Source organism: Methylocystis sp. sgz306128 (genome assembly GCF_056032725.1).
Genome location: NZ_JBVYWO010000011.1, coordinates 57,655 through 71,232, shown reverse-complemented (window position 1 = coordinate 71,232; position 13,578 = coordinate 57,655). Strand labels below are relative to the sequence as shown.

Sequence of the window (13,578 nt, the reverse complement as noted above, 5' to 3'; positions counted from 1 at the left end):
AATAAATCAATCGGATTTAATAATTGACAGCTTGATCATATCGACCGATTGTGTAACCGGGAGAAGCCCGCAATAAGGGTCCGTCATAATGGCAAGCGACAAATACCTCAGTTCAGCAAACGGCAGGACAAAACAGGCCTCGGCTACGCCGAGCAAAGACGTTCTGACCGCGGAAGGCAGCCGCGGCACCAATCAAACCGGCGTGCGCCTGTATAACGAACGTCTTATCCTGACCCTGATCCGCCGCAACGGTTCACTCTCAAAAATCGACATAACGCATATGACCGGCCTTTCGGCGCAAACCGTTTCCGGCATAGTCAATAATCTGGAGAGCAACGGCCTTTTGTTGCGTGAAGCGCCGCAGCGCGGCCGCGTCGGCCAGCCGACTGTGCCGTTCCGTCTCAAGCCCGAAGGCGCGTTCTCGCTCGGCCTCAAGGTAGGCCGCCGCACTTCCGATTTCGTCGTGATCAATTTCGTCGGCGATGTCCTGCTGCGCAAAAGGCTGACCTACAAATTCCCCCTGCCCTCCGATGTGCTGGAATTCGTGCGCGCGAATCTCGCCGAACTCGACGAGACCATGACAGCCGCGCAGATCGAGCGCATAGCGGGGCTTGGGATCGCGGCGCCGTTCGAATTATGGAACTGGGAGACGGAGGTTGCCGCCCCGCGCGATATTCTCGACCGTTGGCGCAATTTCGACATTGCAAAAGAAGTCGCCGCATTCTGCAAGTGGCCCGTAAGCCATTGCAATGATGCCACGGCCGCCTGCGCCGCGGAACTCACGTTCGGACGCGGCTGGACCTACCATTCCTACGTTTATTTTTTCATCGGTTCGTTCATCGGCGGCGGCATCGTGCTCGACGGCAATCTCTATCAGGGACGAACCGGCTATGCGGGCGCCATAGGACCGATGCCGATCGCCGTTAAAACCGAAAGCGGCTGGGAAAACCAGCAGATCATCCGTCACGCCTCGACCTATGTTCTCGAAAACCGATTGCGCGAGGCGGGCATTGATCCCTCCCCCGTGTGGATGACGCCGGAAAACTGGGAAAGCTTTGGCGACGTGCTGGAAGATTGGATGAAGGACACATCCCGGGCTCTCGCCCATGCCATCGTCTCCGCCGTCGCGATCATAGATTTCGACGCCGCTGTCATCGATGGGGCTGTGCCTGCATGGGTGCGCCAGCGCATCCTTGCCCTGACCAATGAGAACATCAAAAGTTTCGACTTGCAGGGTACGGCGCCATTTTTGGTCGTGGAAGGGACTGTCGGTGTTCAGGCCCGTGCAATCGGCGGCGCTTCTCTGCCGTTTCTGGAGAATTTCACGCGCGATCGTTCTGTTCTGTTCAAGCTGAGCGAATCCTGAAATATTTGCATTAATATTTCGATGCTTTTCTACCCGCACTTGCAGAACACAAAATGAACCTTTATGATATGTTCACGGTTTGATTTGGTTCTGTACCAGACAATGTTAAGCGGGTCGGTTAAATGCTCACAAAAAAACAAAGCGATCTTTTGCGATTTATTCATGAACGGCTGAAGGAAACGGGTGTACCGCCTTCCTTCGAGGAAATGAAGGAAGCGCTGGATCTGCGCTCCAAATCAGGCATCCACAGGCTGATCATGGCTCTGGAAGAGCGCGGATTCATCCGAAGGTTGCCCAACCGCGCCCGGGCGCTGGAAATCCTGCGTCTGCCAGAGTCGTCCATGCCTGCTTCGGCGCGCGGGCAGAAATTCTCTCCGAGCGTTATCGAGGGTAATCTTGGCAAGGTTCGCCAGACTCCGGTCCAGAGCCAGCCGGATGATGTACAGCAGACGATTGCCGTTCCCGTCATGGGCCGTATCGCGGCAGGTACGCCGATATCGGCGATTCAGTCGCGCATGGCGACCATTTCAGTGCCGCCGGAAATATTGGGCAAGGGCGAATTCTTCGCGCTGGAGGTTCGCGGCGATTCGATGATCGATGCGGGCATTCTTGACGGCGACACGGTGTTGATCCGGCGGCAGGACAGCGCCGATACGGGCGACATCATCGTCGCGCTGATCGATGACGAAGAAGCCACTCTGAAGCGGTTGCGCAAACGCGGTGCCTCGATCGCGCTGGAAGCCGCCAATCCGGCTTATGAAACACGGATCTTCTCGCAGGACCGCGTGAATATTCAGGGCAAGCTGATCAGTCTGATGCGGCGGTACTGAGGCGCGTGTTCGCACTGAACTGGCATGCCGACGGCATCACCGGGCCGTTGGCTATGGCGAGAGCTCAATGGCTGAATCGTCAGAAGCCGGATCAGCCAAAGACAAAGCATCTTCCGGCTTTACGGCTTCGCTGGTCTGGTCATTGGCTTCGACTGCAGGCGCTGGAACATGCGGCTTCGTTGATGCGCGTATTTTCGGCAGCCAGGGCCTGTCCGTTGTTATCCCCCGCTCAGAAGCAACAAGCTGCAACCCCGGCAGCGAGAGGGTAGCTGCTCCGGACATGGCCAGGCGGTTGCGGTCAAATATCTGGCTGGCGGCGCAATCGGGTGGCGCAACAAGCGGCGATACGATCAGGGCGGCACGCTGGCAGTCTTCCGCGAACGCCTCAGCCCGGTAAACAATTGAAACAAACTTGTCATTCCCCATCGGCATGACACAGCCAAGCTCATCGCAGGACTGGCTCGAACTCATCGCGTCGGAGGCCGCGCGTCCGTCGGCATCCGCCGTGAGCCACTGGTTCGCGGCAAATTCGCTGACATGCCGCCCGGCAATCGTAAGCCGTCCGTCGGCCTGCCGCACAGCAATAAAATCGCCGGAGGGCGGCACAATGATGTCAAACGGCGCACCCATAACCGCGCCGCACAGGCCAGCGATAGCGCATGGCAATGCGAGCAGCCGAAGAGCCCAGGTTCGCCATATCACCATGTTCAGGATCGCCAGTGTCAGAAAAGGCAGCGCCCATCCGGCGAAGGCGTGAACATGAAGGGAAGCGCCGGGCAAGGACGCAATGACACGCGCCATAGCCAGAACGAGCCTGATGCCAAGGCCGAGATAGGTCCAGACCAGCCCGTCCAGACCCAGAGGATAAAGCAAAGTGCCGATCAGCGCGGCTGGCACCGCAAAAAATTCGATGATCGCCATGGTCAGCGGATTACCGATCGCAACATAGGGGCTCAGTTCGTGAAAATCCGCAGCCATGAACGAGGCCGTTGCCGATGTCGCGCAGACCGTGGCCAGAAGAAGATACAACACTTTCCTGAAACTGCGCTGGAACACTCCAATAAAACCAACTGCGCGCGGATTGCCTTGCGTGACAAGACCGTTCTGAACATTATCGATCAGCGAAGCCGTCCGGGTTTGACGCTGCTCATGCACCGCAACAAGAGCCGCCACTGCGGCAAAAGAAAGCTGGAAGCTCGCTCCTGTCAGCACTTCGGGCTCTAAAGCAATCACAACCAGCACGGCAAGCGCGAGATTTCGCATCGTCAGCGCCGACCTGTTACACAAAATGGCGCAAAGCATGATGATCGTCATCAGCAGCGCGCGCTCCGTGCCAACGCGTGAGCCGGTACCGAGATCATAGAACGCAGAGGCGATGATTGCGATGATTGCCGCCAGCTTTTTGATGGGAAGATGCAACGCCATATATTCGGATTGCGCCAGCAGGCGGCGGGAAAGCCAGAATATTATGCCCGCGACAAGCGTCATCTGAATGCCGGAAATGGTGATGATGTGGAATATGCCCGCCTGCCGGATAAGCTCAAGCGAATCGGCGTTGAGCAGCATTCGCTTGCCCGTCACCATAGCGGCCGCAATCGCGCCCTCCTGCCCGCCGATGCTGGCGCTTACGCGTTCCGCCAGCCGGTCACGGATGTGATCGATTCCGGTCCAAAACCAATCGCGCCAACCAAGCTGGCCGCGTTCAGCGATACGGGTTACAGGTCCCAGGGCAGAACCAACAGCGCCGAGGCCGGAAAAATAAGCATCGCGTGCAAAACTATAGCCGCCGGGTATGCTCGGTTGCGAAGGCGGCAGGATCCGCGCACGCACACGCACATGATCACCCGCAGCAAAATCTGCCGGGCCGCGCGTGGACAAGCGAATGCGCAGCGGATGCCCCGAATAATCCATCACTTTCCCATCGCTGCCCACGGCAAGGCCCACCCGCAAGACAAAGCGCGCTCCATCCGCGCGCCTGTCGAATGTTTCGACCATGCCTTCGACATCCATGATCCGGATATGATCGATGACGGGGGCGGCCACACGCGCCGTGCGCCATCCCGCACTGAAAAAGCCTGCCCAGAGCGCAAATGCCATCATGAATACGGCGAATAACGCCCGCTTCCTGCGCGCCAGATAGGCGCCGCCCGCTGCAAGCAGGCACAGCGCGAACACGAACACCAGCGATGGCTCCTGTTCGGCCGAAAGATAGAGCAGGACACCGGCGCCCGCCGCAACTGGAAGCCAGAGGAAAAGCCGCCGTTCGGCGCATTCGACAGCCCAAGCGGCCTGATATGTCTCCAGCAGACGACGCATTCTGGCCGCAAGCGCCAATCCGATGCTATATCGGGCGCGGTAGCCGCTCAACAAAGCACTCTGCGTCCGATTGCCGTGGCTCACGATGGCGATCACCTCTTTACTTAGCCAAATGTCATGTTAACACCATGCCCGAACCTATTTAGCAACAGCAGGCTGGCGCGCTCGCGGCGTTCAGTCTCCATTCTGCCAATTGGAACTTTCAATGTCACGTCCCGTGGTCACTCGCTTCGCTCCCTCGCCGACAGGCTTTCTGCATATTGGCGGCGGACGAACGGCTCTGTTCAACTGGCTTTTCGCCAAGAAGATGGGCGGAAAAATGCATCTGCGCATCGAGGATACCGACCGCGAGCGCTCAACCGATGCGGCCATTTCCGCCATACTCGATGGCCTGCAGTGGCTTGGGCTGGAATGGGACGGCGAAGTCGTCTATCAGTTTGCCCGCGCGCAGCGGCACCGCGAGGCAGCCGAAAGCCTTCTGGCGCAGGGCAAAGCCTATCATTGCTATGCAAGCGCACAGGAACTTGAAGAAATGCGCGAACGTGCACGGGCGGAAGGACGGACTCCCCGCTATGACGGGCGCTGGCGCGACCGCGACCCGAAAGACGCCGAGTCTCTGATCGCTGCCGGCGTCAAACCTGTCATCCGGCTCAAAGCGCCCATCGACGGCGAGACAGTGGTCGACGATCAGGTGCAGGGCCGCGTCACTTGGGCGAACAAGGACCTCGATGACCTGATCCTGCTGCGCTCCGACGGCACGCCCACCTACATGCTGGCTGTTGTGGTCGACGATCACGATATGGACGTGACCCATGTCATCCGCGGCGACGATCACCTGACGAATGCGGCACGACAGACACAGATTTACAATGCCTTCGGCTGGGATATTCCGGTTTTCGCGCATATTCCGCTGATTCATGGGCCGGACGGTTCCAAATTGTCAAAGCGTCATGGCGCGCTGGGTGTCGATGCCTATCGCAGCATGGGCTATCTTCCTGCGGCCCTTCGCAATTATCTCGTGCGTCTTGGCTGGAGCCAGGGCGATCGCGAATATTTCAATACCGCAGAAATGATCGAAGCCTTCAGCCTGAACGGCATCGGCCGTTCGCCCTCGCGTTTTGATTTTGCCAAACTGGAGAACATGAACGGGCATTACATGCGCGCCACGCCGGATGGCGAGTTGCTGGATGAATTATTGCGCACCTTGCCCTACCTAGAAAATTACGCGCATCTGGCGCAGCACATGGATGAAAGCAAAAAAGCGCAGTTGCTTGCCGCGATGCCCGGCCTGAAAGAACGCGCCAAAACGCTGAATGAACTGATGGATGGCGCTGCATTTCTCTTTGCCAGGAACCCCATTCCGATGGACGCCAAGGCTATAGAAACGTTGAAGAACGGCGGCGCGGCACATATCAAGGCAATGCTGCCAGCACTTTCGGCACTGCCCAAATGGGGCGCGGCTGAAACCGAGGCTTGCGTGCGAGATTATGCCGCATCTGCGACAATAAAGCTGGGGCAAGCCGCGCAGCCTTTACGTGCGGCCTTGACGGGAAGACTGACTTCTCCTGGTATATTTGATGTTTTAGCAGTTCTTGGCCGAGAAGAGAGCCTGATCAGACTAAATAATGCTGTCAATCTGTAAGCCATAGCTCGACTTGAACGGACGTACGCAATAGTCTAGATTTTCCGCAACGCACAATTTCGTAGACCATGCATCAACATGCTAGGTCGACACTTCCAGAAAAAGGGGCCTTTTTATGAGTGCACAAACCTCAACGTTCAAAATTGGCGAAAAATCGGTTGAAATGCCGGTGAAGAACGGAACGATTGGTCCGAATGTAGTCGATATTTCAAAGCTTTACGGCCAGACCGGCATGTTCACATATGACCCGGGCTTTACATCGACGGCAAGCTGCGAATCCAAAATCACCTATATCGATGGTGATGAAGGCGTTCTGATGTATCGCGGCTATCCGATCGAACAGTTGGCTGAGAACGGCGACTTTCTGGAAACCTGCCATCTCCTGCTGCATGGAGAATTGCCGACCTCCACCCAGAAGGCCGATTTCGATTTCCGCATCTCGCGCCACACAATGGTGCACGAACAAATGGCCCGCTTCTTTCAGGGCTTTCGCCGCGACGCACATCCCATGGCCGTGATGGTGGCTTCCGTCGGCGCGCTTTCTGCCTTCTATCACGATTCAATCGATATTTCCGATCCGACGCAGCGCATGATCGCGTCCATGCGCATGATCGCGAAAACACCGACACTGGCGGCCATGGCCTATAAATATAACATCGGCCAGCCGTTCGTTTATCCGCGCAACAATCTCGATTACACGTCGAATTTCCTCCATATGTGCTTCGCTGTGCCATGCGAGGAATATGTGCCGAACCCGGTGCTTGCCCGGGCGCTGGATCGGATTTTCATTCTTCATGCCGATCACGAGCAGAATGCCTCGACATCGACAGTCCGTCTTGCGGGATCATCCGGCGCCAATCCTTTCGCCTGCATTGCTGCCGGCATCGCGTGTCTCTGGGGGCCGGCGCATGGCGGCGCCAACGAGGCGGCCCTCAAGATGCTGGCCGAGATCGGCACTGTCGATCGCATTCCGCATTATATCGCCCGCGCCAAAGACAAGAACGATCCGTTCCGTCTGATGGGCTTCGGCCACCGGGTTTACAAACACTATGATCCACGCGCGAAAATCATGCAGAAGACGACTCATGAGGTTCTCGCCGAGCTTGGCATCAAGGATGATCCGCTTCTCGATGTAGCGCTGGAACTGGAGCGTATTGCGCTTAGCGACGAATATTTCATCGAAAAGAAGCTCTATCCGAATATCGATTTCTATTCCGGCATCACGCTGAAGGCCATGGGCTTCCCCACCTCGATGTTCACGGTGCTCTTTGCCGTGGCCCGCACGGTGGGCTGGATTGCCCAGTGGAAGGAAATGATCGAAGAGCCCGGCCAACGGATCGGACGCCCGCGCCAGCTCTACACTGGTGCAACCCGCCGCGATTATACGCCGATCAGCCGCCGCGCATAATCTCAAAGCAGAAGGCAATCAGAAGACTTCAAGATTGGAGTTATGCCGATCAAGCGCCTTCGCCGAAGAAGAAAAACGGCGCCGACGGATCCCGGCAATCTGACTGCCCGCTGTTTCAGCCATTGCGGCCCGGATATTTTATCCGGGCCTTTTAATATGCAATAATGCCTCATGAGCAAAATAATCCGCGCACTTCGTCCTGATGATCACGAGCAATGGCTGGCATTGTGGCTCGGCTATCGCCGGTTTTATCAGAGCCTGCCTTCAGATGATGTGACAGCTGCAACATGGCAGCGTTTGCTCTCGCCGGACGAGCCTGTTTATGGCCTCGTGGCGGAAGAAGGATCGCGGCTAACCGGGCTCGTTCATTATATTTTTCATCGCAGCACATGGTTTGTCGAACCGGTGTGCTATCTACAGGATCTCTTCACTGCTGAAGACAGACGTGGCAGCGGGATTGGCAAATCCCTGATCGAAGCCGTGTATCAAGTTGCCGAAAAGGAAAACATCGGCCGCGTCTACTGGCTGACCCACAAAACCAATCAGGCGGCCATGGCGCTCTATGATCAGATCGCGGAACAATCCGGCTTTATCCAATATCGCAAAAACATGTGATCATTCAGCGGTTTGAGAATATTTTTTCTCTTTTTGAATCAACATGAGATTGCGGATATACACCAGTACATTGGGCCCCTGCCCGAGAATGAATACGGGGTCGCGCCGATAAAACGCATAAGCGGACAATAAGAGCGCGCCGCCGATCGACAGATACCAGAAACTGAGCGGAATGACGCTGCGCCCTGCGCGTTCACTGACAATCCACTGCACGCCAAAGCGCAGAATGAACATCGACTGGCCCACCATGCCCATGACGACCCAACCGTCGAAGGAGCGGATGAACACGCTGTCCAGATAGGCAATGAGCTGCGACCAAAGCTCAATCATGGCCAATCTCCACACATTGCGGAATGCGCTTGCGGCGACTGATCAGCCAGCGTACGCCCATGAGATCGACAATGCCCACCCACAGACGATCGAAAAATCCATAATTCGACACGCCGGTATGACGTGGACGATCCACGACATCGCAATATGCGATGCTAAAGCCCTCGCGCCGCACCAAAGCTGGCATAAATCTGTGCAGGGCGTCAAAATATGGCAGCGCCAGATAGACCGAGCGATGAAAACATTTCAACCCACAACCTGTATCGCGCGTTCCATCCTTCAGTACGGCGTTGCGCACCTTATTCGCTAAACGCGATTGAAAGCGCTTGAAGCCGGTATCCTTGCGCCCCAATCGCTGCCCCTGCACCATCCCGCACCCCGGCCCGGCCTGGCGCAGTTTCGCGAACATCTCGGGAATGAAGGCGGGATTGTTCTGGCCGTCGCCATCCAGCGTGACGACAATATCTGCCCGCGCCGCACGAACGCCAGAGCGCACAGCGGCAGACTGACCGCAGCTTTTTTCATGATGCAACACACGCAGGAATGAATGCTCACGCTGCAATCTGGCCAATTCGACGGCCGTCGCATCCGAAGAGCCATCGTCGACATAAATAATCTCGAAGCCGCCGATTTTGCCGCAGGCCGCAATGATCTCATCAATCAGCGGAGCCACGTTTCCGGCTTCATTTCGCACCGGCACGACAACGGAGAGTTCAGGTTTCAAGAGAGACGCCTCGTTCATGGCTCTTATTGGCGCACATAAACGGCAATGTCCAGCCTCTTGCCAGACCCGATATTGATTCCAGCAATATGCGACACCGGCTCAGTTGCCAGTCCGACGGGCAATTGAGCGAGAAACGCAGGCTCTTCTTGCTGCGTGACAAAGGCCATTCTGCAACCGCCAGCGCCATAAAAGGCACCAGCAGCAGCGCCATTTGTCAGCTGCAGGTCAGTCTGCGTCAGAAACACGAGGCTTGGTTCCGCATAACCGGCACTGGCCATCTGCAACGGCCCGCATGACAGATCGCGCTGTATATCGCGGTGGATTTCCGCAAGCCGTGGCGAGAGGGCAAAAGGAGCAAAGGCCGGTCCTGTCACAACTGTGGAATAAGCCATGACAAATACACAGAAGGTTGCGGCAATATAAGCGCCGATGGCGTTCTCGCCGTGCTGTCTGCCCAGATACCGCATATAATGGCCAAGCAGCAACATTCCCGCCAGTGCCAGCACTCCCATCGAAATCACAAATGGTATTGCCTGCTCCAAATCCGCCGGCACAGACACAAGCTTTACCGATACCGGAACAAAACTGTTCAGCCATAGTAATGCGCCCGCACCGATAAGGCTTATCGGCACGAGAATCGTGAGAATGGCAGAAAGCCAGCGCTTCCAACCGCTATACGCCTTCATGATCGAATCGAACTGGCAAGCGGTCAGAATTGCAATTGCCGGATAGAGCGGCAGGACATAGTGCGGAAGCTTGGTCGGCACCAGTTCAAACATCAGCCAGCCCGGCACGAGCCAGGCCAGCAAAACAGCAACGCGCGGCTCCTTACGCGCAATCCAGACCAGCGGCGCAGCGGCAAGCGCCAATGGCGCCAACGGCCAGGCTGTCACCCAGAACAGAGCAAAATAAGTCAAAGGCGGCGCACCATGCGACTCCTGTCCCTGCGCAACTTTGCCCATCATGTCCTGCCCCACCGAATCGGTAAAAAAGGCGCCATGCGTTTTCAGGCCGATCAGCACGAACCATGGCAGGACAACAACAAGACACAGAGCGAGGCCAAGAAGCGGGCGAAGCGGCAACAGCCAGCGCAGCGAACGCTCTTTGAAGGACAAAACGCCAATAGCCAGCAGCAAAAACAATGGCGTGAGCGGCCCCTTGACGAGAAGACCCAGCGCCACGGCGGCCCAGAAAATCAAGGCATGGGAAAAGGCCAGCGTGCGGCGCAGATAAAGCCGAATAAACGCGCCGAAAGCCGCGACCACCGTCATGGTGAGCGTGGCATCGGTCTTGGCAAGGCGCGCCTCGACGCCCAGCAGCAGACATGAGGCCATCAACAGCCCGGCAATCAGCGCGCGTTTTCGATCCGTTACCGCAAGCGCCGCCCAATATGTCAGCAATACCGTGGCAAGCGCCGCTGCCAGCGACGGCAGACGATAGATCCAGATTCGCTGCCGCGCCTCGGGAATGCCAGCCGCTTCAGCCAGACTGACGGCGGCGGCCTGCAGCCAGTAGATTCCCACAGGCTTCTTGTTGCGGGCCTCATCCTGAAAGCGGATAGAAACGAAATCGTGCGTCTCAAGCATCTGCTTCGTCGCTTGCGCGAACCGGGGCTCGTCCCGGTCCATTGGTTGCAGGGAGAAAAAACCCGGCAAAAAGAGCGCAAGCGCGACAACAGACAGTAGCAAAAAGGCCCGCGCATGAGAAATACGCGCCCATTCCATCACGACAACGAAAAAATTAGGGTTTTCAGCCGAAGCGTCCATGGCTTTTCCGATCGTGGCCTGCGGCAAGCATATGCACACTCCTCACGCCATCAGCCAAACCCCTGCCCAGGCTGACTGGCGACCTCGGCAGGGCTCGAACCTGCGACCTGCCGCTTAGAAGGCGGCTGCTCTATCCAGCTGAGCTACGAGGCCGAAGCAGCGAAATGGCGCTTCAATGCGTCCAAGAACCGATTCTATTATGACGGAAATTATCCGAATAGGACATACCCTTGCGTACACGTTGCTTGGGCTCTTCCACGCGAAAGGCCAGCCCCTGCCGCTTGGCGTAGGCGACCGCTTCTTCCTTTGTTTCGAACCAGAGCCTGACCTGCGAGAGCATATCGGCAGAAGAGGTCCAGCCCATCAGCGGGTCTGAACTGCGCGGCTGCGCCGCCTCATATTCCAGCAACCAACGATTTGACTTGGCTGCGCCCGATTGCGTGGCTGTTTTGGCAGGACAATAAATGCGTGCGCTCATTTTTTAAACCTGTTCAAGAGCCGGAGACTTGGCCTCAACATCAAGCGGTAGGTGGTCGGGGTAGCTGGATTCGAACCAACGGCCTATAGTACCCAAAACTATCGCGCTACCAGACTGCGCCATACCCCGATGCGCGATTGAGTAGCATTGCCTCGGCCTACCGGCAAGACCTGAATTGCTCCAAGGACAAAAACTTGCGCATTCTCATAAGGCCGCATCGATACATTTGCCGGCATTATTGAAAAATGGTCGATTTCATCACATCGCCAGCCTTGATCTGCAGGCGCGCCGCCGTACCGGCGTTCACCTCCAGAACCGCATAGGCGGGACCATGCGAGGAAATAATATCCTCCGACATGGGCTCGGCATTCTCGGCGATCCAGGTAATTTTGCCGGTTTTGTCGGTAAAGACCATGTCAAGCGGGATGTAGGTATTCTTCATCCACATCATCACCGGAGCTTCGGCGTGAAAATCAAACAGCATGCCGCGATCATCCGGCAGGAAGCGCCGGAACATCAGGCCCCGCTCGAGTTCGTCCTGGGTGCGCATCACCTCGACGGAAAACTGATGCACGCCGCTTGCCGACTGGATGCTGATGGTTTCGCGTGCCGCGTTTTGCGCCTCCAGCGAAGGCGCAAAAGCCAAGGCCGCGAACATGAAAAGAAGCGGAAGAGCCGAATTGAAGATATGTCTCAAATTCATCTGATCCGCTCCGTTCACGCCTGATTTGTCTCCGGTGCCTCAGCTCAGCGGTTGAAAGCCTTCAACGCGCCGCGTCCAGCATAGAGCGCCTGCGCGCCAAGCTCTTCCTCGATGCGGATCAGCTGGTTGTATTTGGCCAATCTGTCAGACCGGGCCAGAGAACCGGTCTTGATCTGGCCGCAATTGGTGGCAACCGCGAGATCGGCGATGGTCGAATCCTCGGTTTCGCCGGAGCGGTGCGACATGACGGCCGTATAACCGGCGCGCTGAGCCATATCCACGGCATTGAGCGTTTCCGTGAGTGAACCGATCTGATTGACCTTGACGAGAATGGAATTGCCAACGCCCTTGGCGATGCCGTCCGCCAGGCGCCGGACATTGGTCACGAACAGATCGTCGCCTACGAGCTGGACCTTCTTGCCGACGAGATCGGTGAGAATCTTCCAGCCTTCCCAATCATCTTCCGACATGCCGTCCTCGATTGTGGCGATGGGATAATCATGAGCCAGCTTTGCCAGATATTCCGCCTGCTGCTGGATGGTGCGGGTCTTCTTCTCGCCCTCATAGACATAGGCGCCGTTCTTGAAGAATTCGGTCGAGGCGCAGTCAAGACCGAGAACCATGTCCTGACCGGGTTTGAAACCGGCGGTTTCAATGGCCTTCACGCAGAAATCCAGCGCAGCTTCCGCCGAAGGCAGGTTCGGGGCAAACCCACCCTCATCGCCAACATTGGTGTTATGTCCGGCTTTCTTGAGCGCGGACTTCAGCACATGGAAGACTTCCGCTCCCCAGCGCACCGCTTCGGAAACCGAAGGCGCACCGACGGGGAGAATCATGAATTCCTGAAAATCGATCGGGTTGTCGGCATGTACGCCGCCGTTGATGATATTCATCATCGGCACGGGCAGGATGCGCGATTGCGTGCCGCCGATATAGCGATACAGCGGCAGGCCCGCGGCATCGGCCGCTGCCTTGGCGGCGGCGAGCGATACGCCGAGGATGGCATTGGCGCCGAGACGCGCCTTGTTCGGCGTGCCGTCAAGATCAATCATGATCTGGTCGATCAGAACCTGATCTTCCGCATCATAGCCATCCAGAGCATCGGCGATTTCGCCGTTGACGCTTTCAACGGCCTTGAGCACGCCCTTGCCGCTGTAACGGCTCTTGTCGCCATCGCGCAATTCAACAGCCTCATGCGCGCCGGTCGATGCGCCCGAGGGCACCGCGGCGCGGCCAAACGAACCGTCTTCCAGCGTCACATCCACTTCGATTGTGGGATTTCCGCGGCTGTCCAGAATCTGGCGGGCGTGAACGTCGATGATCTGTGTCATATGGAGCCTCTTTCGTTGTATTGGCGCTGGGGCCGGTATCGCTTGTGTCTATGGCATAAAGTATTAGAA

At 57.1% G+C, this 13,578-nt stretch carries 12 protein-coding genes and 2 tRNA genes; 5 read left to right on the top strand and 9 right to left on the bottom strand.

Features of this window, described 5'->3' with window-relative positions; genetic code table 11:
- Positions 1-88: 88 nt before the first annotated feature.
- Positions 89-1,366: an ROK family transcriptional regulator gene (locus tag AC0N03_RS14485; RefSeq protein WP_474289526.1), complete on the top strand. Its 1,278-nt coding sequence runs from the start codon at positions 89-91 to the stop codon at positions 1,364-1,366.
- Between the two features lie 122 nt (positions 1,367-1,488).
- Complete coding sequence (lexA, locus tag AC0N03_RS14480) at positions 1,489-2,196, top strand: transcriptional repressor LexA (protein ID WP_474289525.1); 708 nt, start codon at positions 1,489-1,491, stop codon at positions 2,194-2,196.
- Between the two features lie 51 nt (positions 2,197-2,247).
- On the opposite strand, the gene AC0N03_RS14475 is transcribed toward lexA, so the two are convergent.
- A complete protein-coding gene (locus AC0N03_RS14475) occupies positions 2,248-4,596 on the bottom strand; it encodes a ComEC/Rec2 family competence protein (protein ID WP_474289524.1) in 2,349 nt (782 codons plus the stop codon).
- Between the two features lie 121 nt (positions 4,597-4,717).
- On the opposite strand from AC0N03_RS14475, the gene gltX reads away from it, so the two are divergent.
- The 3 genes from gltX to AC0N03_RS14460 all read left to right on the top strand — a co-directional run bounded on the left by gltX (position 4,718) and on the right by AC0N03_RS14460 (position 8,177).
- Positions 4,718-6,154 carry a glutamate--tRNA ligase gene (gene gltX, locus AC0N03_RS14470; protein ID WP_474289523.1) on the top strand — a complete coding sequence of 479 codons (1,437 nt, stop codon included), beginning with the start codon at positions 4,718-4,720 and terminating at the stop codon, positions 6,152-6,154.
- Between the two features lie 115 nt (positions 6,155-6,269).
- Positions 6,270-7,562 (top strand): citrate synthase, encoded by a 1,293-nt coding sequence (gene gltA, locus AC0N03_RS14465; RefSeq protein WP_474289522.1) that lies wholly within the window; start codon positions 6,270-6,272, stop codon positions 7,560-7,562.
- A 171-nt stretch (positions 7,563-7,733) separates the two neighbouring features.
- Positions 7,734-8,177 carry an N-acetyltransferase family protein gene (locus AC0N03_RS14460; RefSeq protein WP_474289521.1) on the top strand — a complete coding sequence of 148 codons (444 nt, stop codon included), beginning with the start codon at positions 7,734-7,736 and terminating at the stop codon, positions 8,175-8,177.
- Here AC0N03_RS14460 and AC0N03_RS14455 read toward each other — a convergent pair whose 3' ends face one another.
- The 8 genes from AC0N03_RS14455 to eno all read right to left on the bottom strand — a co-directional run bounded on the left by AC0N03_RS14455 (position 8,178) and on the right by eno (position 13,509).
- The gene (locus AC0N03_RS14455) at positions 8,178-8,507 is read right to left on the bottom strand and encodes a lipid-A-disaccharide synthase N-terminal domain-containing protein (protein WP_474289520.1); all 330 of its coding nucleotides are present in this window, start codon (positions 8,505-8,507) and stop codon (positions 8,178-8,180) included. It lies immediately after the preceding gene.
- Positions 8,500-9,249, bottom strand: a complete 750-nt coding sequence (locus AC0N03_RS14450; protein ID WP_474289519.1) for a glycosyltransferase family 2 protein — start codon at positions 9,247-9,249, stop codon at positions 8,500-8,502. Before AC0N03_RS14450 ends, AC0N03_RS14455 begins: the two co-directional genes overlap by 8 nt.
- Positions 9,250-9,254: 5 nt before the next feature.
- Positions 9,255-11,024 carry an ArnT family glycosyltransferase gene (locus AC0N03_RS14445; RefSeq protein ID WP_474289518.1) on the bottom strand — a complete coding sequence of 590 codons (1,770 nt, stop codon included), beginning with the start codon at positions 11,022-11,024 and terminating at the stop codon, positions 9,255-9,257.
- Positions 11,025-11,073: 49 nt separating this feature from the next.
- Positions 11,074-11,150, bottom strand: a tRNA-Arg gene (locus AC0N03_RS14440).
- A 19-nt stretch (positions 11,151-11,169) separates the two neighbouring features.
- Positions 11,170-11,475, bottom strand: coding sequence for an ETC complex I subunit (locus AC0N03_RS14435; RefSeq protein WP_474289517.1), 306 nt, complete (start codon positions 11,473-11,475; stop codon positions 11,170-11,172).
- A gap of 52 nt (positions 11,476-11,527) precedes the next feature.
- A tRNA-Pro gene (locus tag AC0N03_RS14430) sits at positions 11,528-11,604 on the bottom strand.
- A 106-nt stretch (positions 11,605-11,710) separates the two neighbouring features.
- Positions 11,711-12,178: a DUF192 domain-containing protein gene (locus AC0N03_RS14425; RefSeq protein WP_474289516.1), complete on the bottom strand. Its 468-nt coding sequence runs from the start codon at positions 12,176-12,178 to the stop codon at positions 11,711-11,713.
- A 44-nt stretch (positions 12,179-12,222) separates the two neighbouring features.
- Entirely contained in the window at positions 12,223-13,509 is a 1,287-nt protein-coding gene (eno, locus tag AC0N03_RS14420; RefSeq protein WP_474289515.1) for a phosphopyruvate hydratase, read from the bottom strand.
- Between the last annotated feature and the right edge of the window lie 69 nt (positions 13,510-13,578).